The following is a 25,819-nucleotide window of genomic DNA, read 5'->3' on the forward strand; positions in this document are numbered from 1 at the left end:
CCGTTTTACAACTTTACCAGAGTGAATAAATATTCATGTACAACAAAACAAAATTTTCGGCTGTCCTGTCGACATGGCTTAATATACACCAGATTTTATAAATATGCAAGAGATAATTTGAAAAATATGAAAAAAATTTTGCATAAAAATGCATCTGGAAGTAGGCGTTATTATAAGAAAATACAGGAAAAACAGAAAAGGCCGTGAAAAATCAAAAAAAATGACTATTGCATAATATGCAGATAAGATGTATAATCTATCCATTGACAAGGCGGACATATGAACTGGCAGTACGGACAGGTTTAAGATGTCTGTCTGACCTTTGCAGAAGATTCAGATATCAGAATACATAAAAAAGAGGCATAAATAAGAATAGCAAACGCTTCTGCAGGGGGGATTAAGCCGTAGGAAAAACGGCAGAGGAGGAATGTGAAAGATGATTAAAGCAGGAATTATCGGTGCGACAGGATACGCAGGAAATGAGATTGTAAGACTTCTTCTTGGACACAGAGACGTTGAGATTAAATGGTTCGGCTCCCGAAGCTACATAGATCAGCAGTATGCAGATATTTATCAGAATTTTTTCAGGCTGGTGGATGCCAAATGTATGGATGACAACATGGCTGCACTTGCAGATGAGGTAGATGTGATCTTTACAGCAACACCACAGGGCCTTTGTGCATCCCTTATCAATGAAGAAATCCTTTCCAAATGTAAGGTGATCGACTTAAGCGCAGATTTCCGTATTAAAGATGTGAAAAAATATGAGAAGTGGTACGGGATCGAGCATAAGGCTCCGCAGTTTATCGAGGAAGCTGTTTATGGTCTCTGCGAGATCAACCGTGAGGATATTAAGAATGCAAGGCTGATCGCCAACCCGGGATGCTATCCGACATGCTCCACACTGTCTATTTATCCGTTGTTAAAGGAAGGCCTCATTGATCCGAACACCATTATCATTGATGCCAAGTCCGGAACCTCCGGAGCAGGAAGAGGAGCCAAGGTTCCGAATCTCTACTGTGAGGTAAACGAGAGCATCAAAGCTTACGGTGTTGCCACACACAGGCATACACCGGAGATTGAGGATCAGCTTGGATATGCATGCGGACAGGAAGTGATGATCAACTTTACCCCACATCTTGTTCCGATGAACCGTGGAATCCTGGTAACAGCATATGCCTCCCTGACCAGGGATGTTACCTACGAGGAAGTAAAAGCAGCCTATGACAAATATTATAAGGACGAGTTTTTTGTACGTGTCCTGAATAAGGATGTATGCCCGCAGACAAGAAATGTAGAAGGCAGCAATTTTGTGGACGTGAACTTCAAGATCGATCCGAGAACAAAGAGAGTCATCATGATGGGCGCTATCGACAATCTGGTAAAGGGTGCAGCAGGACAGGCTGTTCAGAACATGAACCTGATGTTTGGATTTGACGAGAACGAAGGACTGAAACAGATTCCGATGTGCCCGTAAAACAGGTGGATCACAAATAAAATATGGTGGATGCCGAAGGATTTTGACTGAATAGACTGAGATATTCGATCTGGTACAGCGGACAGGATCCGGCATAACCGTTGAGAGGAGATATATAATATGAAGATCATCGACGGCGGCGTTACAGCCGCAAAAGGTTTTAAGGCAGCGTCAACTGCAGCAGAGATCAAATATAAAGGCCGTACTGATATGGCTATGGTATTCAGTGAGGTTCCCTGTGTGGCTGCAGGAACCTTCACAACCAATGTGGTAAAAGCAGCTCCGGTAAGATGGGATCAGGACATTGTATATAATCATCAGGGCGCAAGAGCCGTGATCTGCAACAGCGGAATCGCCAATGCATGTACCGGTGAGGAAGGATTTGGCTATTGCAGGGAAACAGCCAAGGCAGCATCCGAAAGCCTTGGGATCCCGGAGGATAGTGTTCTGGTAGCATCCACAGGTGTTATCGGAATGCAGCTTCCTATTGACCGTATCGCAAACGGAGTAAAAGCCATGGCACCGAAGCTTGAGGGAAGCCGCGAGGCAGGCCTTGAGGCAGCAAAAGCTATCATGACAACAGATACCGAGAAGAAAGAGGCAGCGGTAGAGATCGAGATCGGTGGAAAAACCGTAACGGTAGGCGGTATGTGCAAGGGCTCCGGAATGATCCACCCCAACATGTGCACGATGCTTGGATTTATCACCAGTGATGTGGATATCACCAAGGAGCTTCTTCAGGAAGCACTCAGTGAAGATATCAAGGACACCTACAACATGGTATCCGTTGACGGAGATACCTCCACAAACGATACCGTTCTCCTCCTTGCAAACGGACAGGCCGGCAATCCGAAGATCACAGAGAAAAACGCAGATTATGAAGAATTCAAAAAGGCTCTTAACTACGTAAACACAACCCTTGCCAAAAAGATCGCAGGTGACGGAGAAGGTGCAACTGCACTCTTCGAGGTCAAGGTCATCGGTGCAGCCACCAAGGCAGAAGCCGTAACCTTAAGTAAATCCGTGGTAACCTCTTCATTAACAAAGGCAGCCATTTACGGTCACGATGCAAACTGGGGAAGAATCCTCTGCGCCCTCGGCTACTCCGGCGTTCAGTTCGATCCGGAAAAGGTAGATCTTTACTTTGAGAGCAAAGCAGGAAAGATCAAGATCATTGAAAATGGAGTTTCTACAGGCTACAGCGAAGAGGAAGCTACTAAGATCCTCTCCGAAGAGGCAGTGACAGCCATCGCGGATATGAAGATGGGAGATGCATCCGCAACTGCATGGGGATGCGACCTCACCTATGATTACATAAAGATCAATGCGGATTATCGTTCTTGATGTAAGAACTCTGTAGAATGGTTTTTATGGGTGGATTTTGGTTGTAGTTTTGTTTCAGTTTGTAAGCTGAGAAAACCCTTAGGGGGAGCGAGCTCAAAGTTGCGAAGCCCGCACGCTCCCCCTAAGAACCCCCTCCGTTGGGCACGCTTGGCTGTGGTGTGTTGAACTTCAGTCGACGAAGACTGGGTGACGAGCGTGAGAAACCTCAGGGCGGGAACTCGGAAGTTATGTCGTATTAAACGTCAGTCGACGAAGACTGCCTGACGGGCTGTTCGCCTTCGGCGAAAGCGCGTCGGAAGCGGCTGCTTGCAGCAGCCTGTCCGCAGCAGGCGCTTTGCCCGCAACGCGGGCAACAGCCCGTTTCCCGTGGCCGGAGGGGAGGAGCGCGAGGAGGGGAAACGGCCTTCGGAACTCCGAGTGCTTCCCCTCCTCGCAAATCCCACAGCTGTCAGCTGAGACAAAATTATAATAAAAAACAAATCCGTCCAACACACAACAACAAAACCTTTTTCACCCCATATCATTTTTCAAAAAAAGGAGACACCCACATGGTAAATCAGAAATATCTTGACAAAGCAGAGGTTCTCATAGAAGCTCTGCCATATATCCAGCGGTTCAACCGCAAGATCGTAGTCATCAAATACGGCGGAAGCGCCATGCTTGATGAAGAATTAAAGCGTAACGTCATCAAGGACGCAGTCCTTCTGAAATTAGTCGGTTTCAAACCGATCATTGTTCACGGCGGCGGCAAGGAAATCAGCCGCTGGGTCGGCAAAGTCGGCATGGAGCCGCATTTTGTAAACGGTCTCCGTGTAACGGATAAAGATACTATGGAGATCGCAGAGATGGTTCTTGCAAAAGTAAACAAGGAGCTTGTTACTCTGGTAGAATCTCTCGGCGTACAGGCTGTAGGTGTCAGCGGCAAGGACGGCGGTCTTCTCCAGTGCAAAAAAAAGCTTTCCAAAGGCGAAGACATCGGCTACGTAGGTGAGGTTACAAAGGTTAATCCGAAGATCCTCCAGGACCTTCTGGAAAGAGATTTCCTTCCGATCGTATTCCCGATCGGCTTTGACGAAAATTTTGATTCCTACAATATCAATGCGGATGATGCAGCCTGCGCCATTGCAGAGGCAGTTGAGGCAGAGAAGCTGGCCTTCCTGTCTGACATTGAGGGTGTTTACAGGGATGCAGATGATCCCTCCACTCTGATCTCCGAGCTTCGTGTAGATGAGGCTGAGAACCTGATCTCAGATGGTACTGTGGGCGGCGGTATGATCCCGAAGCTGAAAAACTGTATTGACGCTATCGAGCATGGTGTAAACAGAGTCCATATCCTGGATGGAAGGATCCCGCACAGCTTACTGCTTGAGATATTTACAAACAAAGGTATTGGTACTGCAATTTTAAAAGATGATGGGGAGAAATATTACAATGAGCATGAATGAACAGATGGAAGAATCTGAAGCCAGTATTCTTCATACATATAACCGTTTTCCGGTAGTTTTTGAAAAAGGCGAGGGCTGTTACCTCTATGATTCCGAAGGAAAGGAATATCTGGATTTTGCGGCAGGTATCGCTGTAAATGCCCTGGGATATCATTATCCGGGCTATGACGAAGCATTGAAATCCCAGATCGACAAGCTGATGCATATTTCCAACCTGTACTACAATGAGCCGATCATTGATGCAGGAGCCAGACTTGTACAGGCAAGCCATATGGAAAAAGCTTTCTTTACAAACAGTGGTACAGAGGCCATTGAGGGTGCTCTGAAGGCTGCTAAGAAATATGCCTACGAAAGAGATGGCCATGCAGACCATGAGATCATTGCCATGAACCATTCCTTCCACGGCCGCAGCATCGGCGCTCTTTCCGTGACTGGCAATGCACATTACAGAGAACCCTTTGAGCCGCTGATGGGTGGGGTGAAATTTGCAGATTTCAATGATCTTGAGAGTGTAAAGGCTCAGATCACAGATAAGACCTGTGCCATCATCACCGAGACCGTACAGGGAGAAGGCGGTATTTATCCGGCTACAAAAGAGTTCCTGGAAGGCTTACGTAAGCTTTGTGATGAGCAGGATATCATCCTGATCCTGGACGAGATCCAGTGCGGTATGGGACGTACCGGACATTATTTTGCATGGCAGGCATATGGAGTACAGCCGGATATCATGACCTGTGCCAAAGCACTTGGCTGTGGTGTTCCGGTAGGGGCTTTTGTGCTGAACAAAAAAGCAGCTGCAGCTTCCCTGAAGCCAGGCGACCACGGAACCACTTACGGCGGAAATCCCTTCGTATGTGCAGCAGTCAGCAAGGTATTTGACATTTTTGAAAAAGATCAGATCCTTTCCCATGTGCAGGGACTTACTCCGTATTTTGAGGAGAAGCTGGACGAACTGGTTGCAAAGCATGACTGTGCAGAAACAAGAAGAGGCAAAGGCTTCATGCAGGGTATCGTGATCAAGGGACGTCCGGTAGGAGACGTGGTGAAAAAAGCTCTTGCAAAAGGCCTTCTAGTGATCTCAGCAGGAAGTGATGTTCTCCGCCTTGTTCCTCCTCTTGTGATCACAAAAGAGGATATCGACAAGATGGCAGAGATCCTTGACGAGTGTATGGAATAATAAAAAAATAACAGATACAAAAGCAGCAGTATTTTCCGGAAAGGGCAGTGTACCGATGGAGAATACGGCTGCTTTTTTGTCAGAGAGACAATATATATAAATTATATAACAGATATAGAAAACAATATCCGAAAATCTGGTCGTGTGTTTGAAAACAAACAAAAACTGCTATGACACACCGACAAAATGCACAAAAAAGCGAGAGGGCTCGAGTATAAATTGCACATCTACACAGTTGATTTTAGGACGCCATATGTTATAATTTCACTGGTAAAAAAATTTTATGTGAGGGGTGAAAATTTTGAAAAAATTATTAACCGTCATGTGTACTTTTCTGACAGTATTTCTGGCATGTCCTGTGGGTGTATGGGCAGCCGGAAATGGTGGGACAGGATCTGGTGTGCCGGTGTGGCTTTGTATCCCTTTTGCGGGCCTTCTTCTGTGTGTTGCAGTGATGCCGCTGGTAAAGGGTGAGTGGTGGGAGTCACATCAGCCCGTTGTGGTTGCATTCTGGATCGTTCTTATGATCATTCCGTTTGCAGTTGTTTACGGTGCCGGAAAAACTGCGGAAACAGTACTGGAGTGCGTGATCAATGACTATCTTACATTTATCATCCTGTTATTCGGACTGTTCTGTGTGTCCGGTAACATTACAGTTGAGGGCGATTTTGCGGGTTCACCAAGAGTAAATGTAGGACTTCTTGCACTGGGAACCCTGCTTTCCAGCTGTATCGGAACTACCGGAGCCAGCATGCTGATGGTCCGTCCGGTGATCAAAATGAATTCCTGGAGAAAGAGAAAGGGTCATATTATGATCTTTTTCATCTTTATGGTATCCAACATGGGTGGCTGCCTGACACCGATCGGTGATCCGCCGCTTCTGATGGGCTTCATGCGAGGAGTTCCGTTTTTCTGGAGCCTTCATCTTTTTCCGGTACTGATCTTTAATATGGTGATCCTTCTGTTTGTGTTCTATCATCTGGATATGCGCTCTTACAAGAAGGATATCGCAGAGGGACGTAAACCGGATATCAGCAAACCGGGTACCGAGTTTAAGATCGAGGGTCTTCATAATATCATCTTCCTTGTGATGATCGTTGTGGGTGTTATCTTAAGTGGAATGCTTCCCGGTATGCCTGCATTCCAGGATGCAGCCGGAAATGTAAAGGGGCTTCATATTTTCGGCGAGGTTACTTTAAGCTTCCCGTCGATCATTGAGATCGTCCTGATCCTGGCAGCTGCATTTCTGTCCTTTAAGACAACAGATAAAAGGATCCGTGTGCGGAACCATTTTACCTGGGGTGCGATCAAGGAGGTTGCAGTACTTTTCATCGGTATTTTTATCACCATGCAGCCAGCCCTGATGCTTCTGAAAGCAGTAGGACCGAATCTTGGTATCACCGAGCCGTACCAGATGTTCTGGGCGACCGGAGCTTTGTCCAGTTTCCTGGATAATACGCCGACCTATCTGGTATTTCTGACAACAGCAGGAACTCTTGGATTTACAAACGGAATCGCAACAACACTGGGAACAGTTCCTGTAAAGCTTCTTTCTGCGATTTCCTGCGGTGCTGTATTTATGGGCGCCAATACATATATCGGCAATGCTCCGAACTTTATGGTCAAGACACTTTCTGACGAAAATGGTATCAACATGCCGTCCTTCTTCGGATATATGGCATGGTCCATTTGTTTCCTGGTACCGATGTTCATCATCGATATGCTGGTATTCTTTTTATAAGGGAGGAGGATCAATATGCAGGATAATAACATTCGAGAGAAATGCAGAGAGCTTGCCACCAGACTTTATGAACTGGATGGCGAGGTTTATGAAAGCGTAGGATCTTCCCTTGGACGTACCTTCACCGGTGACAGAGAAGGCACTATCCGGAATTTAAGTGCTCTGATGTATACCAAACCGGACGGACATCTTCTTCGAAGCGAGATGGCACTGATCAGTAACATGGCCAGGACCATCAAGGATAAAGAAGAAAAAAGCCGTCTCATGAAGAAATATGATGAGATCTTTCAGGAGATCCTGACGCTGCCGGAGACTTTTGTTGCTACGGATATCATGGATAAGGAACGTGTGGCGCTGAATCATATGATCAAGCGCAGAGAAAAAATCTCTGAGAATGACCATCTGGTCATCTGCATCAGCCGTACACAGGGAAGTGCCGGTAATGATATCGGTTTCGGACTGGCAGACAAGCTTCGGATCAACTATTATGATGTGGAGATCTTTGATCAGGTATTAAGGCGTCTTGAGGCGGAAAAGGGCGCGGTCAACGATGCGGAATATTTTGCGGATTTCAATAAATATGAGAAGAAGCATAAATTTGATCTCAAGGGCTGGTTCCGGGAATTCAACCGTTACCATGGCCTTCCGAAACAGGATGCGGTATTCTTTAACATGAGTGACCTGATCTGCGATCTGGCCTCAAAAGAGGACTGCATCATTATGGGAAGGTGTGCGGATGCGATCCTCAAAAACAATCACATTCCACATATCAGTCTGTTTATCACAGCTCCTTTTGCTATCCGTGTGCAGCATGTTATGGATGTAAGGAAGATGAATATGAAGCAGGCAGTCCGTTTCCTGAAAAAGATGGACAGCCAGCACAGACAGTATTACAATTTTTACGGCGGAGCTCAGTGGGGCAAGCCGGATAATTACGATCTTTGTATCAACAGCGCAAGCTACGGAATCAATGAAACGGAGAATCTGATCCTGAAGCTGCTGGATGATCAGATCCACTAAGAGATAAAATATGAGCAGCACGGAAGAAAGAAAAAGTTCCGGAAGGGGTTTTTAGCTTAACAGGCTGCAAACAGAAAAAAAGAATCAGAACAGAGTTCCTGCAAAGGAGAGGCAACCTTCTGCCAGACAGAAGTACTTCAAAATGCAGGAACTTTTTTATATTTTGTTTATAAAAACTTAATCTTGATTAACTTTTTTCATTTAGGGGATTGACATTCGAAAAAACTTAGTATAAACTAACCTATGAGTTAGAATTAACTAATTAGATTAAGCTAATTACTAGAAAGAAACGGAGGGATTCCATGCAGCCGATTTTATTTTTACAGTCAGGTGATACGGGCACGATCAAGCGTATTTCAGGAGCGGAGGATACAAGAAGATTTCTTGCAGGCCTTGGTTTTGTTGAGAATGCGGAAGTGACAGTTGTTTCCCAGTTTGACGGCAATCTGATCGTAAATGTCAAGGATTCCAGAGTAGCAGTCAATAAAGAAATGGCCAGACACATTATGGTGTGACCGGACTGAGAGGCAGTGACCGGTAGTGGATTTGCCCCAAACTGCGGAAGGCGCAGTTGAGGATAGATTAGGAATTGGAATATGAACAGGGAGGAAAAGAGAAATGACTTTACGTGATGCAGCAGTAGGTTCTACAGTAGTTGTTTCCAAGATAACCGGCGACCCGGCTTACAAGCGTCGTATCATGGATATGGGAATCACAAAAGGCAGCGAGGTTTATATCCGAAAGGTAGCTCCTCTTGGAGATCCGGTTGAGATCACCATCAGAGGCTATGAGCTTTCTCTGCGTAAGCATGACGCAGCATGTGTGGAAGTAAAGTAAAATAAGCTTCGAAAAATGACAGAACGTCAGGCTCTGACCTGAAAAAAGGAGGATGCAAAATGTCTGTAACAATAGCTCTTGCCGGAAACCCGAACTGTGGTAAGACTACAATGTTCAATGCTCTTACAGGCGCAAACCAGTACGTTGGTAACTGGCCAGGTGTTACTGTAGAGAAAAAAGAGGGAAAACTGAAAAACCAGAAGGACGTAACGGTAACAGACCTTCCGGGTATCTATTCACTTTCCCCGTATACACTTGAGGAGGTTGTCAGCCGTGATTACCTTCTGAAAGAGAAACCGGATGTGATCATCGATCTTGTGGATGCAACAAACATCGAGAGAAACCTGTATCTTGCAACCCAGCTTCTTGAAATCGGTATCCCGGTTGTTATCGCTCTTAATATGGTGGATCTTCTGAAGAAGAACAATATCCATATCAATGTAAAAGGCTTAAGCTCCGCACTTGGATGCCCGATCGTTGAGACATCTGCTCTTAAGGGAACAGGCCTTAAAGAGGTTGTTGATGAGGCGATCAAATGTGCAAACCAGCACAGAGTACCATCGAAGCAGATGGAATTTCCGAAAGCAGTTGAGAAGGCTGTAAACGAGATCGAGGGACTTGTTCCTGCAAATATCTCTGAAGAGAACAGAAGATGGTATGCAGTAAAGCTTCTTGAGAGAGACAGCAAGGTGAAAGAAGGACTGAACCTTCCGGTTTCTGCACAGTCCAGGATCGAGGAGATCGCTTCTGAGCTTGAGAAGGCAGAGGATGATGATACAGAGAGTATCGTAACGGATGGAAGATATCAGTACATCCAGAAGGTTGTTTCTGCAAACGTTAAGAGAAGCGGAAATAAGATGACAGTTTCCGATAAGATCGACCGTATTGTAACGAACCGTATTCTCGGCCTTCCGATCTTTATCCTTACCATGTTCATCGTTTATTATGTATCGGTAACAACAGTTGGTACCATGGTAACAGACTGGACAAATGACAGCTTTGTGGGAACCATCCAGAGTGTTGTATCGGATGGACTCGGCAATGCTGGTGTTGCTGACTGGCTGGTAAGCCTTGTATCTGACGGTATCATCGGTGGTCTTGGGGCAGTGCTTGGATTTGTTCCGCAGATGGCGATTCTGTTCCTGTTCCTTTCCATCCTTGAAGACTGCGGTTATATGGTTCGTATCGCATTCGTCATGGACCGTGTATTCCGTCATTTTGGACTTTCCGGAAAGAGCTTTATCCCGCTTCTTATCTCCTCCGGCTGTGGAATCCCTGGAATCATGGCTTCCAAAACGATCGAGGCAGATAATGACCGTCGTCTGACAATTATGACAGCGACATTTATCCCATGTGGTGCCAAGCTTCCTGTTATCGCTCTTATGGGTGGCATCATGACAGCTTATGCAACCGGTGACTACGTAGCTGCTGGTTTCATCACACCACTGATGTATTTTATCGGTGTTATAGCAGTTCTTGTATCTGCTATCATTCTGAAGAAAACCAAACCTTTCTCCGGTAAACCTGCTCCGTTTGTAATGGAGCTTCCACAGTATCATATTCCGTCTGTAAAGACAGTTCTGCTTCACGTTTGGGAGAGACTGAAAGGCTTCATCATCAAAGCCGGTACCATTCTTTTCCTTGCAACAGTTATCATGTGGATCCTTTCCAGCATCGGAAATACAGGAAGCGGAATCGGATTTGTTGAGGACAGCAACGACAGTATCATGGCTATCCTTGGCGGTATCCTTGCTCCGATCTTTGCCCCTCTTGGATTTGGTAAATGGCAGCCGGTTGCAGCCTCCATCTCCGGATTCTCCGCAAAAGAGTCCATCGTAAGTACAATGGGTGTTCTTGCAAACGTAGCTGGTGATGATGCAGAGGATACCATGATCGTCGGTGCAGCGATCAAAGCATGGTTCCCGACAGCAGTAGCAGCATTTTCTTTCCTGCTGTTCAACCTGCTTGACTCTCCGTGCCTTGCAGCTATTTCTACAATGGCACATGAGATGCAGTCCAGAAAATGGTTCTGGTTTGCAATTCTCTTCCAGAATATTTTTGCTTATGTTGTAACACTTTGTGTATATCAGATTGGTCTTGTTGTCACAGGTGCCGGTTCCTTCGGAATTGGAACGATCGTAGCGCTGATCCTTGTAGCGATCCTGCTCTTCCTTCTGTTCAGACCAGATCCGTACAAGAACCAGAACGATGTTACAAAGAGATCTGTACAGGCAGCAGAGTAATTGAAAACCGGTCATACAACAACGATCCGGTACATATGATAAGAAATGCAGGAGACCGGGGATGTAAATACCTGGTCTTCTGTGCTATAATAAGCCTGAAAAAATATAGAAGTTTTTTACAAAAGTATTCATCAGAGGCTGGCAGCAGTTTACCGGCTGTACAGCGAAAGAAAGGGTGACAGATATGAGTATGATAGCGGATATTATTGTACTGGCACTGGTGATCGCATATGGCGTATTTGTGATCAGTTATCTCTATTCAAGAAAGAAACAGGGGCTCAGCTGTGTCGGCTGTGCCGGTAATACACGTACAGGCGGTTGTGCCGGCCATTGCTCCGGCTGTTCCGGCTGCTCCGGGTGCAATGGAATGCATAAGTGATCAGGAGGGAAAGAAATCATGGCAAATGCAATTGTTGTCATTGCTGTTATCATCATTATGTTGTTTGCCGGAAAAGGTGCATATAAACATCTGAAGGGGGAAGGTGCCTGCTGCGGAGGCGGCAGCAAGCCGGAGATTCCGAAGAAGAAGCTGGATGGAACCAAGCTGGGCGAGAAAACCATGAAGATCACCGGTATGCATTGTGAGAACTGTGTGGCCAGTGTCACAAGAGCTATCAACCGCATTGACGGTGCGGCAGCAAAAGTAAGCCTGAAAAAAGGTGAGGCAGTGGTTTCCTACGACAGAGAGATATCCGACGAAGAGCTTAAGAAGGTAGTGGAAGACAGGGGATATCACGTAGTTTCTATCCAGTAAAGCTTTATCATAAGAATAACTTTGCCGCAGCTTCTGAGCCGGCAGATCAGAGAAGAGACTTCTCGGCGAAATGCTTAAAAATATTTCGCCTGGAGGTCTTTTTTTGTATAAAAAGTCAGAGTTGCAATTGACTCACTAATGTACACTATTGTATAATAAAAACAGAAAAATTCAGACGGAATGAAATATTTTCTTTCTATCCGGATGAGGCATTAAAACAAAATACAGCAGGAAACAGACTTTGACGGCAAGGAATATCCGAGCAGGAATCGTTGTTCATCCGGCACAGCTTAACCGAATCAGCTGCGAAGCAGTTATTCGGTTATGAACAAGCAGCAAATGCGGATCGCGAATATCCGCTTGACTTTGTTTTGTGAGCGGAATACGGGACTCTTTCACCTTGTGCGTGAAAGAGCTTTTTTTATGAAAAATACCTGCGGGAGCGGACAGAATGAATTAGGGAGGATTTTATGCTGAAGGTAGCAGTATACGGAAAGGGCGGTATCGGAAAGTCTACAGTGACGTCCAACCTGGCGGCGGCTTTTGCAGCCATGGGGAAAAGAGTGATCCAGATCGGTTGTGATCCCAAGGCGGATTCCACCATCAATCTTCTTGGGGGAGAACCTCTGCGGCCGGTAATGAATTATATGCGGGAAGAGGATGAGGAGCCGGAAAAGCTGGAGGATATTTCAAAGGAGGGTTTTGGTGGAGTCCTCTGCATTGAGACCGGCGGCCCCACGCCGGGACTTGGCTGTGCAGGCAGAGGTATCATCGCAACCTTTCAGCTTCTGGAGGATCTGAAGCTTTTTGAGACCTGGAAGCCGGATGTAGTGCTTTACGATGTTCTTGGAGATGTAGTATGCGGCGGTTTTGCGGCACCGATCCGGGAGGGCTATGCGGAAAAAGTACTCATTGTCACATCCGGAGAGAAAATGGCACTCTATGCAGCCAATAATATTTCCAGTGCTGTGCGGAATTTTGAGGATCGAAGCTATGCGAGAATCTTCGGGATCGTGCTGAATCACAGGAATGTGGAGAATGAAACGGAAAAAGTAAATGCTTTTGCAGAAAAAAATAATATCCCGATCGTGGGTGAGATCCCGAGAAGTGACGAGATCATCCGATGGGAGGATCAGGGCAAAACGGTGATCGAGGGAGATGAGAATTCTGAGATCAGTGAGAAATTTTTTGCACTGGCCAGGAAGCTATTGGAAAGTGAAGAAACGGAGAAGGAGGATATATGAAGAAGGAAGCATATTTTGCAACTGCAGAAGAACTGGCCCGGGGCGGGCTGGAAGCGATCCCTCCGCAGATGATCTCCGGGAAGCATCTGATCTACAGCTCTCCGGCAACTCTGGCATTTAACTCTCCGGGAGCGGAGGGCTTTGGCGTAAAGCGGGCCGGGCTTGCAGTGCCGGATTCCATTATGCTGATCGTGGCACCGGGATGCTGCGGAAGAAATACTTCTCTTATCAGCTCCATGCCGGAGTACAATGATCGATTTTTTTATCTGATGATGGACGAGACGGATATTGTTACAGGCCGTCACCTGAAAAAGATCCCGAAAGCGGTAAAAGAGATCTGCGACTGCTGTGAGAAGAAGCCGTCTGTGGTGATGATCTGTATCACCTGTGTGGATGCACTTCTGGGAACGGATATGGAACGTGTCTGCCGGAAGGCAGAGGAAAAGGTGGATATTCCGGTGCGTCCCTGTTACATGTACGCACTGACACGTGAGGGCAGAAAGCCGCCTATGGTCCATGTGCGCCAGTCCTTATACTCCCTCCTTGAGCCACAGAAGAAAAAGGGAAATGTGGTCAATCTTCTGGGATTTTTTTCGCCGCTGGTTGATGACTGCGAGATGTATGAGCTGCTGCAGCAGGCAGGCGTAAAGACCATCCATGAGATCTCAAGATGTAAGGATTATGAAGAATATCAGACCATGTCACAGGCCAATTTTAATCTGGTGCTTCATCCGGAAGCAAGGTTTGCAGCGGAGGATTTTCATGACCGGCTGAAGATTCCTTTTATTGAGCTTCGGAGGCTCTACCAGACAGATAAGATCGAAAATCAGTATCGTGCCTTGGGACAGGTTCTTGGAGTCTCTTTTGATCAGGAAGTGTATAAAAAAGCAGCAGAAGAGGCTGTGGAGCGATTCCGGGAGGTCTGTCCGGATGCGTCCTTTGCAGTAGGGGAGTGCATGAATGGAGATCCCTTTGAGCTGGCCCTTGCCCTGGTGCGGTATGGTTTCCGGGTGCCGGAGATCTACGGAACTATCACAGCCGAGAATTTTGTATACATACGGCATCTTGCGGAATTGAGTCCGGATACAAAGGTTTTTTCCAATATGGAACCCACCATGCTGTATTACGATCCGTCCGGGAGCGGAGTGAACCTTACCATAGGAAAGGATGCAGGATATTATCACCGGGATCAGCCAAATGCCGTGTGGAATCAGGACCGGCAGCCCTATGGCTATGCAGGGGTACGCAGGCTGTTTGAGACACTGACAGAGAAAGTTTTGCAGAAGGGAGAAAAGGTATGAGAGGACTTCGGAAATATCTGACACCCTTTGCACCGGATCAGTCCGGAGCTGTGTCAGTGCTGTATGAGCTTGGCGGGATCATCGTGATCTGTGATGCAGGAGGATGTGCGGGAAATGTCTGCGGCTTTGATGAACCAAGATGGTTTGAACAGAAAAGCGCGGTATTCAGCGCAGGACTTCGGGATATGGATGCCATCCTGGGACGGGATGACCGCCTGGTTGCCAAGCTTGTGGATGTAGCAGAAAAGGTGGAGGCAGGCTTTGCAGCCATTATCGGAACACCGGTACCTGCTGTGATCGGAACGGATCATCAGGCACTGCGGCGGATGTGCGAGAAGAAAACAGATCTTCCGGTGCTTGCAGTAAATACCAACGGAATGGAGCTTTATGATGCGGGAGAGCGGAAGGCTTATCTGGAGCTTTTTAAAGCCTTTGCCCGGGAAAAGCAGCCTGTGGAGGCTGGTAAGACAGGAGTTCTCGGAATGACACCTCAGGATGTCAGTGACCTGAAAGCAGCAGACAAGATCCGTGAAAAATTCCGTACCAGAGGACAGAGAGCAGTCTGCTATGGAATGGGAGACGGGCTTGATGAGGTAAAAAAAGCCTCCTCTGCGGAAAAAAATATTGTGGTTTCTCCTGCGGCACTGGAATGTGCCAGATATCTGGAGAAAACCTTCGGAACACCTTATGAGGTGGGATATCCTCTGGCGGAAGAGCTGGTTCCTGATATGGATTATACAGGAAAAAAGATTCTCATCGTGCAGCAGCAGGTGATGGCCGGTTCCATAAGAGAGGAGCTACGGAAACGTGGTGCGGACGGAGAGCTCACCGTGGCAAGCTGGTTTTCCATGGAAAAAGATCTCCTGGAGGAGGGCGATGTGTCATTAAGGGATGAGGAAGATTACATGGAACTGGCAGAGAAGGGCGGATATGACGTGATCTTTGCAGATCCATGTATGAAGCGGATGACAAAGGCTTTTTCAGGAGTGTTTGTGGATACAGTGCATTTTGCAGTATCCGGAAAATGCAGGTAGACCATAAGGGCAGGACATAAAGTTACATGCATGCTGCAGCCGGATCAGTGGAAACAGCTGCAGGGAATGGAGAAACATATGGAGCGGGAAATTACGAAAATGATCCGTGTTTACGGGATCGTACAGGGAGTGGGATTTCGCCCTACGGTGAGTCGTCATGCTATGGCAAGAGGAATCCGTGGCAGTGTGTCCAATAAAGGACCCTATGTGGAGATTTTTGCTCAGGGTAAGCAGCAGGATGTGGATGCCTTTATCGCAGATATCGGGAATAAGCCACCGAAGCGTGCAGCTATCCTGAAGCTTCTTGAAGAACCGGTGGAGGAGCCGGAGAAATTTACACAGTTTGATATCATCGAAAGTGAGAAGACAAAGGGGGAAATCTTTGTCTCCCCGGATATCGCGATCTGCGATGAATGTAAGGCGGAGATGTTTGATCCGGAAAACAGGCGGTATCTGCATCCCTTTATCAACTGTACCTGCTGCGGTCCCAGACTGACGATCCTGGATTCCCTTCCTTATGACCGTGAACGGACCAGTATGAAGGAATTTCCTATGTGTCCCTCCTGTGCGGATGAGTACCATAACCCGGATACCAGACGCTATGATGCCCAGCCGGTGTGCTGTAATGACTGCGGCCCTGAGGTATACCTGGCGGGAAGAGAGGAACGGGGACGGGAGGCGATCACTTATACAAGGAAGATCATTGCTTCCGGCGGGATCGTGGCCATCAAAGGGATCGGTGGTTTTCACCTTTGCTGTGATGCTACCAGTGAGGAGGCTGTACAGCGGCTGCGGCAGCGGAAACAGCGTCCGGTGAAGCCTTTTGCAGTGATGGCACAGGATATGGAAGCTGTGAAGAAGATCTGTAAGGTCAGCGAGGAACAGGAGAAGATCCTTACCGGTCATCAGAAGCCGATCCTGCTGCTGGATAAGCTGCCGGGAGAAACGGGGCTTTGTGAGAGCATTGCCCCCGGGAATCCCAAGGTGGGTGTCATGCTTCCCTATGCACCGGTTCAGCTGCTTCTTTTTCATTACGATGATGGGATCCGGATGCCCGGGCTTCTGGTAATGACTAGCGGAAATACTTCCGGGGCGCCGATCTGCAGAGATGATGAGGAGGCGGCAGAGGAGCTTTCCCATCTCTGTGACTGCATTCTTTCCCACAACAGGAAGATACGTATCCGGGCCGACGATTCGGTGATGGATTTCTATAAGGGTGAACCCTATATGATCCGCCGTTCCCGCGGGTATGCGCCTCTTCCGTTTATGGTCTCCACACCCTGGAAGGGCCAGGTGATCGCAGCAGGTGGAGAACTTAAGAACACCTTCTGCATTGGTGTGGATAACCGTTTTTATCCTTCCCCTTATGTGGGAGATCTGGAGGATCTTCGAACGGTAAAAGCCCTGAAGGAAACGATCGGGCGGCTGGAAACACTTCTGGAGGTGCAGCCGGAGGTAGTGGTCTGTGATCTTCACCCTAAATATAATTCCACAGTGGTGGCAGAGGAGCTAGGGCTTCCAGTTCTGAGGGTGCAGCATCATTATGCACACATTTTATCCTGCATGGCAGAAAATGACTGCGAAGAAAAGGTGATAGGGGTTTCCTTTGACGGAACAGGCTATGGAACCGATGGAACCATCTGGGGCGGAGAGCTCCTGGTTGCAGACTGTCAGGGATTTACAAGGCTTGGAAGTATAGAACCCTTTGTCCAGGTTGGCGGAGATATTTCCGCAAAAGAAGGCTGGCGGATCGCTGTTTCCCTGATCTGGCAGAATACGGGAAATCTGGAAAAAACTCTGGACACTGTCCGGAAACTGGGACTTTGCACAGATCAGGAAGCAAAGGTACTGGTGACTATGGCACAGCGGAAGATCAATGCCGTGACTTCCACCAGTGCAGGAAGACTTTTTGACGGAGTCAGTGCGATCCTGGGGATCCGGAGAGCGTCTACCTTTGAGGGAGAAGCGTCCACAGCACTGGAATTTGCGGCGGAGGCCTGGAGAAAGCAGCGGGAGATGCAGAAGAAAAATCCGGAAGAAAATCTGAAGATACGGATGTCAGAAAAGGAAGACATTCCGGAAAGCACAGGCATCTCAGAAGCGTCTGAAGATGAACGAAAATTTATTTTAAATACAGGTGAGATCGTTGCATATCTGATCCGGGCAAGGCTTGCAGGAGAGGACCCCGGGAAGCTGGCTTATGGATTTCACCGGGCACTGGCAGATGAGATCCTTGCCGCCTGTGAGGAAGCAGAGAGACAGACCGGAATCCGGAAAGTGGCATTAAGCGGCGGTGTCTTTCAGAACCGGCTGCTTCTGGAGCTGGTAGATGACGGCCTTACGGAAATGGGGTTTAAAGTTCTGAAGCACAGCCTGATCCCGCCGAATGACGGAGGGATCGCACTGGGACAGGCGGTGTATGGGATGGCTTATGTGCAGCGGCACAGATAAATATAGACGAGATCATGCAGATACGGATCATAAATGTTTTATGATAACGCATGGAGCATACAGCAGAAATGCAGGATGGGAGGCACAGATATGTGTGTAGGATTATCAGCAAAAGTAGTAAAGATCAGTGACGGAACAGCAGTGGTGGATGCAGGCGGCGCAAAGAGAGAGGTTTCCGCTCAGCTCCTGGGAGACCTGGAGCCGGGGGATTATGTGATGGTGCATGCAGGTGTTGCCATTGCAAAGATCACCGATGATGACGAGGAAGAGACAGACCAGCTGATGGAGGAACTGCTGTGATGGAAGAGAGGAAAAAAACAGCAAGAGAGATCATAGAAGGATATCAGGGACCGCCGGTGCGGATCATGGAGGTCTGCGGAACACACACCCACGAGATCTTCCGTCTGGGGATCCGCAAGCTTCTGCCGCCGCAGGTGGAGCTGATCTCAGGACCGGGATGTCCGGTCTGTGTAACACCGGTAGGGTTTATTGACGAGGCCGTTTATCTTGCTCTGGAAAAACAGGTGACGATCTGCACCTTCGGTGATCTTGTCCGCGTACCGGGGACAAAGAAAAGCCTTGCAGATGCCAGGGCAGAAGGCGCCAGGATACGGATCGTCTATTCACCGGCAGATGCAGAAAAATATGCGAAAGAGCATCCAAAAGAGCAGGTGGTATTTCTTTCCGTTGGCTTTGAGACCACCACGCCTGCCGGCTGTCTTTCCGTGAAAAAGGCCGGAGAGGACGGACTTTCCAATTATTCGCTCCTTGTGGCAAACAAGACCATGCCCCAGGCTTATCAGGCATTAAAGGGCAGTGCGGATGTGTTCCTTTATCCTGGACATGTCAATGCGATCACAGGAACTGCGCTCTGCGAGCAGCTGGCAGAGGAAGGCATCAGTGGTGTGGTGGCAGGCTTTACAGCGAAGGAGCTGCTTACGGCACTGGCTGTTGCACTGGTACGTTTTCAGGAAGGAAAACCGTTCTTTGTGAATTGCTATCCCCGTGTGGTAAAAAGTGAGGGAAGCCCGGAGGCACAGAAGCTGATCGATGAACTGATGGAGCCCTGCGATTCTGAATGGCGCGGTCTGGGTGTGATCCCGGGGTCCGGGCTGGTGCTCCGGAAGGAGTGGGAAGCCTTTGATGCCAGAAAAAAATATGCAGTGCCGCCGATCCAGGGCAGGCCAAATCCGGCCTGTCGCTGTGGGGATGTGCTTCAGGGAAAATGCAGGCCATCAGATTGTAAGGTATTCGGAAAGGTCTGTACCCCGCAGCATCCGGTAGGTGCCTGTATGGTATCCAATGAAGGAGCATGTTCCGCATATTTTATGTACGGAAACTGATGTCCGCTTTAATGGACTGCGAAATATGATACATTACATATAGTACAAACGAAGGATCGTATCTGGAAGATCTGACAGGATGAAACCGATATGAAATTCCTTTGACCCAGCATAGAAAGAAGATAATATTATGGAAAATAAAACAGTGACCATGGCACACGGTGCCGGAGGCCGTCAGACCTCAGAACTGATCGATGAAGTATTCAAAGCGCATTTTGCAAACCCGGATCTCACAGCCGATGATGCGGCCGTGCTGGTTCCGCCTGCAGGAAAAATGGCAGTATCCACCGATGGATTTATTGTTTCCCCGGCATTTTTTCCGGGGGGAAATATCGGCAAGCTTTCCATCTGCGGAACCGTTAATGACCTTGCCTGTATGGGAGCAAAACCGATGTATCTTACCTGCGCTTTTGTCATTGAGGAGGGTTTTCCCATGGAGAAGCTGGAGGAGATTGCCGCAGCCATGGAAAAAACAGCAAAAGAAGCCGGAGTGCGTATTGTTTCCGGAGATACTAAGGTGGCAGGAAAAGGTCAGGTTGACGGTGTGTTTATCACAACAACCGGAATGGGTGAGATCCAGGAGGGCGTTCAGGTAGGCGGTGAGCTGGCAAAACCGGGAGATGCCATTATTGTAACCGGTGATGTGGGAAGACATGGATGCACCATCCTTCTGGCAAGAGAGGATTTCGGCATTGACGCAGATGTGACAAGTGACTGCGCACCGCTGTGGGGAGCTGTAAAAGATGTACTGGATGCTACCCATAACATTCATGTGATCCGTGATGCCACAAGAGGTGGTGTCGGAACGGTTCTTTACGAGATCGCAGGACAGAGTAACGTAGGGATCCGCCTGGATGCAGCAGCTGTTCCGGTAGCTCCGGAGGTAAAGGGTGTCTGCGGCATGCTTGGCCTGGAGCCGCTTTATCTGGCCTGTGAGGGACGAATGGTGATCATGGCGCCAAAGGAAGAGGCAGGAAGGATCGTGGAAGCACTGCGTAAATGTCCTTATTCCAGGGACGCAGCCATTATCGGTGAAGTTACGGAAGACCAGCCAGGAAAGGTTGTCATGACTACGGAGATCGGAACGCAGGCACTTCTTCCGCAGCCGGGAGGAGAGCTTCTGCCGAGGATCTGCTGATAATATCGGAAAGGAGAGTCAGATCTTATGGAGACAAGAGTGGCATTGATCTCGATCATTGTGGAAAACAATGACGTGATCGATGATATCAACCGTTTTCTTCATGAAGCGGGAAAATATATTATCGGGAGAATGGGGATCCCTTACCGGGAAAAAGGCATCAATATCATCAGTATTGCCATTGATGCACCACAGGATGTGATCAGCTCCTTATCCGGAAAGATCGGCCACCTCAGTGGAGTTTCCGCCAAAACGGCATATTCCAATGTGATCACAAAAGCGGAGGACAGAAAATGATAAAAGTTGCGGTATACGGAAAGGGCGGCATCGGAAAATCTACTACGGTTTCCAATGTGGCAGCTGCCCTTGCGGAAAAGGGAATGAAAGTGATGCAGATCGGCTGTGATCCCAAGGCAGATTCCACGATCCTTCTCAGGCATGGAAAAAAAGTTCCCACTGTGCTGGAGCTGTATAACGAAAAACGCCAGGAGCTGAAGCTTACGGATATGGTGCAGATCGGATATGGGGGTGTAGTCTGTGTGGAAGCCGGCGGTCCTGCACCTGGGCTTGGATGTGCGGGAAGAGGTATCATTACCGCTCTTGAGAAGCTTAAGGAAAACGGAGCCTATGAGACCTATAAACCGGACATTGTTTTTTATGACGTACTGGGAGATGTTGTCTGCGGTGGATTTTCCATGCCTATGCGAAAGGGGTATGCAGATAAGGTATTTATCATCACCTCCGGAGAAAACATGGCCATCCATGCAGGGGCAAATATTGCCATGGCAGTGGATAATTTCAGAAACAGAGGATATGCATCTCTTGGCGGCGTGATTCTGAACCGGCGGAACGTGCCGGGAGAGGAAGAAAAAGTCCGGGAGCTGGCAGAGGATTTTCATACGCGGGTAGTGGGAACGCTTTCCAGAAGTGAGCTGGTCCTGGAAGCAGAGAATCGAGGAAAAACTCTTCTGGAAGCTTATCCGGATTGTGAGATGGCAGAGGAGTACCGGACACTGGCCGAGCAGATCCTGAATGCATGCAGGGAGGAAGGCTCATGTTAAAAAGAGTTGGTAACAGAGAGCTTTCGGGAAAAACAGAAATATTTATAAAGGAAGCCTCTTTTCCGGTTCCCTTTCAGCCGGGGCTGGAATTTAATTCACCAGTCCATGGAAACTGGAATATCGTACATACGGGAATGCTGGTTCCGGAAGCAAGGCAGATCTACGTCTGTGCGGATAACTGCATGCGTGGCGTTGTGCTGACTGCCGCAGAGATGAATGCGGCAGACCGTTTTTCTTTTGTGATCGTGGAGGAAAAGGATCTTCTGGGCGGAAATCTGGAGGATGTGACCATTGAAGGAGTGACGGACATTCTGAACCGGCTGGATGAGAAGCCAAAGGCAGTATTGCTTTTTACCGTGTGTCTTCATCATTTTCTGGGAAGTGATCTGGACCGCATCTACGGCGAACTGGAAGAAAGATTTCCGGAGATCTTTTTTATGCGATGCTTTATGGATCCTGTCATGCAGAAAACAGGTCCGACTCCGGATCAGAAGCTGCGCCGTGCCATGTATGATGCAGTACCGGAGAGGAAAGCTGATCCGGAATGTGTTACAGTCCTGGGCAGTGATTTTGTGTTGGATGAGAGTGCAGATATCTGCCGGATCCTGAAAAAGAACGGAATCCGTCTCCGGGAAGCACCGGCCTGTAAGACCTGGGAGGATTATCAGAGCCTGGGAGAGGGAAGCCTGATCCTTAACTGTTATCCGGCAGGAAAATTCGGAGTACAGCAGCAGGCGGAGAGACTTGGAAGGCCGTTTTTATACCTGCCCGGAAGCTTTGACTATGAGGAGATAGAGACGCAGGAAAAGTATTTGCTGGAGCTGCTGGATCAGCAAAGTGGCGGTAAAAATGGCCTGGATATCGAAACGGAGATCCGAAAATGCGAGGAAGCTCTTTTCCATGCACACCAGATCATCGGTGACACTCCCGTAGCTGTGGATTATCTTTTTCATCCAAGACCTCTGGGACTTGCAAAGCTTCTCCTTACGCATGGATTTCAGGTACAGTCCGTTTTTCTGGATAGTATCAGCCCGGAAGAAAAAGAAGTATTTTTCTGGCTGAAGGAGAATTATCCGGAACTCAGGCTGATTTCGACTGTTCGCCCGGAGATGAGAGTGCGGCCACGGCAGCATTCCGGAAAAATCCTTGCCGTCGGACAAAAAGCAGCCTGGTTTACCGGAAGTCGGAATTTTGTCAATATGGTACAGGGTGGCGGGCTCTGGGGCTTTGAAGGGATCAGACGTACTGCACAGCTGATGCTGGAGGCATTTAATGAGGAAAAAGCTCCGGAGGATCTGATCGTTCGAAAGGGATGGGGGTGCGAAAGCTGCATATGAGACAGGCATATCGGATCATACCGATCTACACGGCAGACGTGTCCGGCGTCTGCTCTGCATTGTATGAGCTTGGAGGAATGACAGTGATGCATGATCCCTCCGGCTGTAATTCTACCTATAATACCCATGATGAGATCCGGTGGTACGATCAGGACAGTCTGATCTTTATCTCAGGTCTTACGGATATCGATGCCATTATGGGAAATGATGAGAAATTTCTTCAGGATATCGAAGAGGCGGCAAAGGAGCTGAAACCGAAATTTATTGCACTTGCAAGCTCTCCGATCCCTTTTATGAATGGAACGGATTTTCCGGGACTGGCCCGTGCACTTACGGCAAGAATCGGAATCCCGGCATTTTCGGTTCCGACCAGCGGCATGCATGACTATGTATACGGAGCAGGGCTGGCGCTGGCAGAGATCGCCGGACATTTTACAGGAGCTGCAGAGAAAACCGGAAGGTGTTCAGAAGCACCCACAGGATCTGCTGAAAGATCTACAGAGAAGAGAAGCCGGAAATTAAATATTCTTGGAGCAACCCCCCTTGATCTTGGCCCGCAGTCTGCAGTAGATGCCATGAAAAAACGTCTGAAAAACTATGGCTGGGAGATACTTTCCACCTGGGCTATGGGGGATACGCTGGAAGCTTTGTCCTGTGCCGGTGAAGCAGCGGTAAACCTTGTGGTATCCTCTGTGGGAATCCCGGCGGCCAATGTGCTGAAAGAAAAATTCGGTACGCCATTTCTCGTGGGGACTCCTGTGGAAGGCTATGAGGGGCAGATTTCAGATGCACTTGAGCGGATCGCGGATAGATCCTGTGGAGAGTGGGTAAATAAAAAGGATGACTCCGCAGAGGAAAGCGGAGGGCAGATCTTAGGGAAACAGGAGGAACTGTGGAAAGTAACTCCGGAGCAGGTAATCTATTTTCAGGGAAGGAACAGTCTGTCAGCAGTATCTGACCCTTCAGGAGAAAGCAGGGAAATGCCCGACAAAGATGAGGTATTTTTTTCCGTACCGGACATTACCATCATCGGAGAACCGGTTACCATGGGCTCCCTGGCAGCAGTCATAGAGCAGAAATACGGAAAAAAGGTTCAGCTACTCTGTCCGCTGGAGATCACAGAGGGACTTTTGCGCAAGGGAGATGAAGCCATCTGTGGCGAGGAAGCCATGGAAGAAAAGCTGAAAACAGCCAGGATTATTGTGGCAGACCCACTCTATCGTCCAATCTGTCCGGAAACAGCCATTTTTTATGAGATGCCGCATATTGCGTTTTCCGGAAGGATATATCTCAGAAAATATTTTCCGGAATAAAGAGCGTTTCGTGATCATGTATATAAATATTATGCGGATGAGAAAACAGGGCAGCAGTGTGTATAATTGCAGGAAAATCACATAAACTAAATTATAAGAAACCGTAAAGGCGTTGCAGAAATATGCAGCGCCTTTTTCCGGCAGTAATATCGGAAATGGAGCATATATGGAGGGATTTTTATGTGGGGATTTCTGTCAGCACTGATCTCAGGTGCACTGATGAGTATTCAAGGGGTATTTAACACAAATGTAACAAAACAGACCAGTCTGTGGGTTTCAACCGGCTGGGTACAGTTTTCTGCATTTCTGGTCTGTGTGGCAGCATGGTTTTTTACAGGCAGGGAAAGTATCGGCATGCTGTGGCAGGTAGAGGATAAATATAATTTACTCGGAGGAGTGATCGGTGCATTTATCACTATCACAGTGATCCGGAGTATGGGAAGTCTGGGGCCTGCGCGGGCGGTTATGCTTATTGTCATTTCTCAGCTTGCGGTGGCTTATCTTATAGAATTGCTGGGGATTTTCGGTGTGGAAAGAGCAGATTTTCAGTGGAGAAAGCTGTTGGGAATGCTGATCTGTATTGCAGGTGTGGTTATTTTCAAATGGAAATAGAAATAAAAGTATTGTAATATTTGTAATACTTCGTTAAAATAAGGTATGGTTTTGCATGAGTAACGGGGCACCTGCCGCCACATCGGCGGAAAGGAGTGAACCGCCTACCTATGAAAATAAGATCACATATCAGAAGTGTTCGGCTTGTTTTTTCCATATTTTTGTTACTGATCCTGGCAGGGCTGACAGGCTGTAAGGATGACGGAACAGAATTTCTGGAGAAAGAACTGGTGCAGGAAGAAAGTACGGAAGCATCCGGAATGGATGCAGAGCAGGAAGAACCGAAGGATACGGAAAGTGAAGTATCCGGGAAGGCATCCGCAGGGGCTGCGGCAGATATATCACAGAAGAAACAGAATGAGTCTGCGGAGGAACCGGCTCCGGAGGTTGAAAAACAGCTGCCGGAGATCTCAGACACCCCTCAGACCATTTATGTAGATATATGTGGAGCAGTGACCAGCCCGGGAGTCTATGAGCTTCCATATGGCAGCCGTGTTTTTCAGGCTATCGAGCAGGCCGGAGGATATCTTCCGGAAGCTGCGGAAAGCTATCTCAACCGTGCTAAGGGACTTTCCGATGGACAGCAGGTTTATGTGCCTACCCAGGCGGAGGTGGACAGCCAGCGGATCGCAGCTACCCAGGATGGATCGGAAGTCACAGCAGAAAACAGTACCGAAACGGCGAGCGGACAGAAATCCGCCGGAGAGGATTCCGGTGAAGCCGAGACTGCATCTTCCACAGAGCAGAAGATCAATCTGAACACCGCTGATGTATCCCAGCTTACTACTCTCACAGGTGTAGGGGAGTCCAAGGCCCTGGCGATCATCGCTTACAGGGAAGAGAACGGTCCCTTTACTTCAGCAGAGGATATCATGAATGTACCAGGTATCAAAGAAGGAACCTATGAGAAGATAAAGGATAAAATAGCAATAAAGTAAGGAGCGCTA

General features: G+C 48.1%; 24 protein-coding genes. All 24 read left to right on the forward strand.

Annotated elements, in window-relative coordinates:
* Positions 1–436 precede the first annotated feature (436 nt).
* Positions 437–1,477: an N-acetyl-gamma-glutamyl-phosphate reductase gene (argC, locus tag EYS05_RS09970; RefSeq protein ID WP_118513197.1), complete on the forward strand. Its 1,041-nt coding sequence runs from the start codon at positions 437–439 to the stop codon at positions 1,475–1,477.
* 120 nt (positions 1,478–1,597) lie between these two features.
* Positions 1,598–2,821 (forward strand): bifunctional glutamate N-acetyltransferase/amino-acid acetyltransferase ArgJ, encoded by a 1,224-nt coding sequence (argJ, locus tag EYS05_RS09975; protein ID WP_118513196.1) that lies wholly within the window; start codon positions 1,598–1,600, stop codon positions 2,819–2,821.
* Between the two features lie 548 nt (positions 2,822–3,369).
* Positions 3,370–4,266, forward strand: coding sequence for an acetylglutamate kinase (gene argB / locus EYS05_RS09980; protein WP_110103319.1), 897 nt, complete (start codon positions 3,370–3,372; stop codon positions 4,264–4,266).
* Positions 4,253–5,443 (forward strand): aspartate aminotransferase family protein, encoded by a 1,191-nt coding sequence (locus tag EYS05_RS09985; protein ID WP_118623556.1) that lies wholly within the window; start codon positions 4,253–4,255, stop codon positions 5,441–5,443. The genes argB and EYS05_RS09985 overlap by 14 nt, the downstream gene beginning before the upstream one ends.
* Before the next feature lie 301 nt (positions 5,444–5,744).
* Positions 5,745–7,184: a sodium:proton antiporter gene (locus tag EYS05_RS09990; RefSeq protein WP_118513193.1), complete on the forward strand. Its 1,440-nt coding sequence runs from the start codon at positions 5,745–5,747 to the stop codon at positions 7,182–7,184.
* A 15-nt stretch (positions 7,185–7,199) separates the two neighbouring features.
* On the forward strand, positions 7,200–8,204 hold the full coding sequence (locus EYS05_RS09995) for a cytidylate kinase-like family protein (RefSeq protein WP_118513192.1): 1,005 nt from the start codon (positions 7,200–7,202) through the stop codon (positions 8,202–8,204).
* Between the two features lie 302 nt (positions 8,205–8,506).
* Positions 8,507–8,719 (forward strand): FeoA family protein, encoded by a 213-nt coding sequence (locus EYS05_RS10000; protein ID WP_118513191.1) that lies wholly within the window; start codon positions 8,507–8,509, stop codon positions 8,717–8,719.
* Positions 8,720–8,822: 103 nt separating this feature from the next.
* On the forward strand, positions 8,823–9,041 hold the full coding sequence (locus EYS05_RS10005; protein ID WP_015525998.1) for a FeoA family protein: 219 nt from the start codon (positions 8,823–8,825) through the stop codon (positions 9,039–9,041).
* Positions 9,042–9,100: 59 nt separating this feature from the next.
* Positions 9,101–11,284 carry a ferrous iron transport protein B gene (gene feoB, locus EYS05_RS10010; RefSeq protein WP_138277097.1) on the forward strand — a complete coding sequence of 728 codons (2,184 nt, stop codon included), beginning with the start codon at positions 9,101–9,103 and terminating at the stop codon, positions 11,282–11,284.
* 184 nt (positions 11,285–11,468) lie between these two features.
* Positions 11,469–11,663: a FeoB-associated Cys-rich membrane protein gene (locus tag EYS05_RS10015; RefSeq protein ID WP_118513189.1), complete on the forward strand. Its 195-nt coding sequence runs from the start codon at positions 11,469–11,471 to the stop codon at positions 11,661–11,663.
* A gap of 18 nt (positions 11,664–11,681) precedes the next feature.
* Positions 11,682–12,038: a heavy-metal-associated domain-containing protein gene (locus EYS05_RS10020; RefSeq protein ID WP_118513188.1), complete on the forward strand. Its 357-nt coding sequence runs from the start codon at positions 11,682–11,684 to the stop codon at positions 12,036–12,038.
* 470 nt (positions 12,039–12,508) lie between these two features.
* The gene (locus tag EYS05_RS10025; protein WP_021651581.1) at positions 12,509–13,282 is read left to right on the forward strand and encodes a nucleotide-binding protein; all 774 of its coding nucleotides are present in this window, start codon (positions 12,509–12,511) and stop codon (positions 13,280–13,282) included.
* Positions 13,279–14,583: a nitrogenase component 1 gene (locus EYS05_RS10030; protein WP_138277098.1), complete on the forward strand. Its 1,305-nt coding sequence runs from the start codon at positions 13,279–13,281 to the stop codon at positions 14,581–14,583. Before EYS05_RS10025 ends, EYS05_RS10030 begins: the two co-directional genes overlap by 4 nt.
* The gene (locus tag EYS05_RS10035) at positions 14,580–15,617 is read left to right on the forward strand and encodes a nitrogenase component 1 (RefSeq protein ID WP_138277099.1); all 1,038 of its coding nucleotides are present in this window, start codon (positions 14,580–14,582) and stop codon (positions 15,615–15,617) included. The genes EYS05_RS10030 and EYS05_RS10035 overlap by 4 nt, the downstream gene beginning before the upstream one ends.
* A gap of 78 nt (positions 15,618–15,695) precedes the next feature.
* Positions 15,696–18,068 (forward strand): carbamoyltransferase HypF, encoded by a 2,373-nt coding sequence (gene hypF, locus EYS05_RS10040; RefSeq protein WP_138277100.1) that lies wholly within the window; start codon positions 15,696–15,698, stop codon positions 18,066–18,068.
* A gap of 90 nt (positions 18,069–18,158) precedes the next feature.
* Positions 18,159–18,368 (forward strand): HypC/HybG/HupF family hydrogenase formation chaperone, encoded by a 210-nt coding sequence (locus EYS05_RS10045; RefSeq protein ID WP_022426401.1) that lies wholly within the window; start codon positions 18,159–18,161, stop codon positions 18,366–18,368.
* The gene (gene hypD, locus EYS05_RS10050; RefSeq protein WP_138277101.1) at positions 18,368–19,411 is read left to right on the forward strand and encodes a hydrogenase formation protein HypD; all 1,044 of its coding nucleotides are present in this window, start codon (positions 18,368–18,370) and stop codon (positions 19,409–19,411) included. The genes EYS05_RS10045 and hypD overlap by 1 nt, the downstream gene beginning before the upstream one ends.
* A 130-nt stretch (positions 19,412–19,541) precedes the next feature.
* Positions 19,542–20,549 carry a hydrogenase expression/formation protein HypE gene (gene hypE / locus EYS05_RS10055; RefSeq protein ID WP_021651575.1) on the forward strand — a complete coding sequence of 336 codons (1,008 nt, stop codon included), beginning with the start codon at positions 19,542–19,544 and terminating at the stop codon, positions 20,547–20,549.
* A 27-nt stretch (positions 20,550–20,576) separates the two neighbouring features.
* Positions 20,577–20,846, forward strand: a complete 270-nt coding sequence (locus EYS05_RS10060) for a TM1266 family iron-only hydrogenase system putative regulator (protein WP_021651574.1) — start codon at positions 20,577–20,579, stop codon at positions 20,844–20,846.
* On the forward strand, positions 20,843–21,610 hold the full coding sequence (locus EYS05_RS10065; RefSeq protein ID WP_138277102.1) for a nitrogenase iron protein NifH: 768 nt from the start codon (positions 20,843–20,845) through the stop codon (positions 21,608–21,610). Before EYS05_RS10060 ends, EYS05_RS10065 begins: the two co-directional genes overlap by 4 nt.
* Positions 21,604–22,947 (forward strand): nitrogenase component 1, encoded by a 1,344-nt coding sequence (locus EYS05_RS10070; protein WP_138277103.1) that lies wholly within the window; start codon positions 21,604–21,606, stop codon positions 22,945–22,947. Before EYS05_RS10065 ends, EYS05_RS10070 begins: the two co-directional genes overlap by 7 nt.
* A complete protein-coding gene (locus EYS05_RS10075; RefSeq protein WP_138277104.1) occupies positions 22,944–24,260 on the forward strand; it encodes a nitrogenase component 1 in 1,317 nt (438 codons plus the stop codon). The genes EYS05_RS10070 and EYS05_RS10075 overlap by 4 nt, the downstream gene beginning before the upstream one ends.
* A 180-nt stretch (positions 24,261–24,440) precedes the next feature.
* Positions 24,441–24,872 carry a DMT family transporter gene (locus EYS05_RS10080; protein WP_118513181.1) on the forward strand — a complete coding sequence of 144 codons (432 nt, stop codon included), beginning with the start codon at positions 24,441–24,443 and terminating at the stop codon, positions 24,870–24,872.
* Positions 24,873–24,982: 110 nt separating this feature from the next.
* Entirely contained in the window at positions 24,983–25,810 is an 828-nt protein-coding gene (locus tag EYS05_RS10085; protein ID WP_138277105.1) for a ComEA family DNA-binding protein, read from the forward strand.
* The last annotated feature ends 9 nt before the right edge of the window (positions 25,811–25,819 follow it).

The sequence above is a fragment of the Blautia sp. SC05B48 genome (genome assembly GCF_005848555.1).
Lineage (GTDB): Bacteria > Bacillota > Clostridia > Lachnospirales > Lachnospiraceae > Blautia_A.

Coding starts and splice junctions, on each gene's coding strand:
- EYS05_RS09995 (WP_118513192.1), top strand. CDS start 7,200: ATGCAGGATAATAACATTCGAGAGAAATGCAGAGAGCTTGCCACCAGA.
- EYS05_RS09985 (WP_118623556.1), top strand. CDS start 4,253: ATGAGCATGAATGAACAGATGGAAGAATCTGAAGCCAGTATTCTTCAT.
- EYS05_RS10020 (WP_118513188.1), top strand. CDS start 11,682: ATGGCAAATGCAATTGTTGTCATTGCTGTTATCATCATTATGTTGTTT.
- EYS05_RS10025 (WP_021651581.1), top strand. CDS start 12,509: ATGCTGAAGGTAGCAGTATACGGAAAGGGCGGTATCGGAAAGTCTACA.
- EYS05_RS10000 (WP_118513191.1), top strand. CDS start 8,507: ATGCAGCCGATTTTATTTTTACAGTCAGGTGATACGGGCACGATCAAG.
- hypD (WP_138277101.1), top strand. CDS start 18,368: ATGGAAGAGAGGAAAAAAACAGCAAGAGAGATCATAGAAGGATATCAG.
- hypE (WP_021651575.1), top strand. CDS start 19,542: ATGGAAAATAAAACAGTGACCATGGCACACGGTGCCGGAGGCCGTCAG.
- EYS05_RS10005 (WP_015525998.1), top strand. CDS start 8,823: ATGACTTTACGTGATGCAGCAGTAGGTTCTACAGTAGTTGTTTCCAAG.
- EYS05_RS10065 (WP_138277102.1), top strand. CDS start 20,843: ATGATAAAAGTTGCGGTATACGGAAAGGGCGGCATCGGAAAATCTACT.
- argC (WP_118513197.1), top strand. CDS start 437: ATGATTAAAGCAGGAATTATCGGTGCGACAGGATACGCAGGAAATGAG.
- EYS05_RS10035 (WP_138277099.1), top strand. CDS start 14,580: ATGAGAGGACTTCGGAAATATCTGACACCCTTTGCACCGGATCAGTCC.
- hypF (WP_138277100.1), top strand. CDS start 15,696: ATGGAGCGGGAAATTACGAAAATGATCCGTGTTTACGGGATCGTACAG.
- argJ (WP_118513196.1), top strand. CDS start 1,598: ATGAAGATCATCGACGGCGGCGTTACAGCCGCAAAAGGTTTTAAGGCA.
- EYS05_RS10070 (WP_138277103.1), top strand. CDS start 21,604: ATGTTAAAAAGAGTTGGTAACAGAGAGCTTTCGGGAAAAACAGAAATA.
- EYS05_RS10030 (WP_138277098.1), top strand. CDS start 13,279: ATGAAGAAGGAAGCATATTTTGCAACTGCAGAAGAACTGGCCCGGGGC.
- EYS05_RS10060 (WP_021651574.1), top strand. CDS start 20,577: ATGGAGACAAGAGTGGCATTGATCTCGATCATTGTGGAAAACAATGAC.
- EYS05_RS10015 (WP_118513189.1), top strand. CDS start 11,469: ATGAGTATGATAGCGGATATTATTGTACTGGCACTGGTGATCGCATAT.
- EYS05_RS10080 (WP_118513181.1), top strand. CDS start 24,441: ATGTGGGGATTTCTGTCAGCACTGATCTCAGGTGCACTGATGAGTATT.
- EYS05_RS10085 (WP_138277105.1), top strand. CDS start 24,983: ATGAAAATAAGATCACATATCAGAAGTGTTCGGCTTGTTTTTTCCATA.
- EYS05_RS10045 (WP_022426401.1), top strand. CDS start 18,159: ATGTGTGTAGGATTATCAGCAAAAGTAGTAAAGATCAGTGACGGAACA.
- argB (WP_110103319.1), top strand. CDS start 3,370: ATGGTAAATCAGAAATATCTTGACAAAGCAGAGGTTCTCATAGAAGCT.
- feoB (WP_138277097.1), top strand. CDS start 9,101: ATGTCTGTAACAATAGCTCTTGCCGGAAACCCGAACTGTGGTAAGACT.
- EYS05_RS10075 (WP_138277104.1), top strand. CDS start 22,944: ATGAGACAGGCATATCGGATCATACCGATCTACACGGCAGACGTGTCC.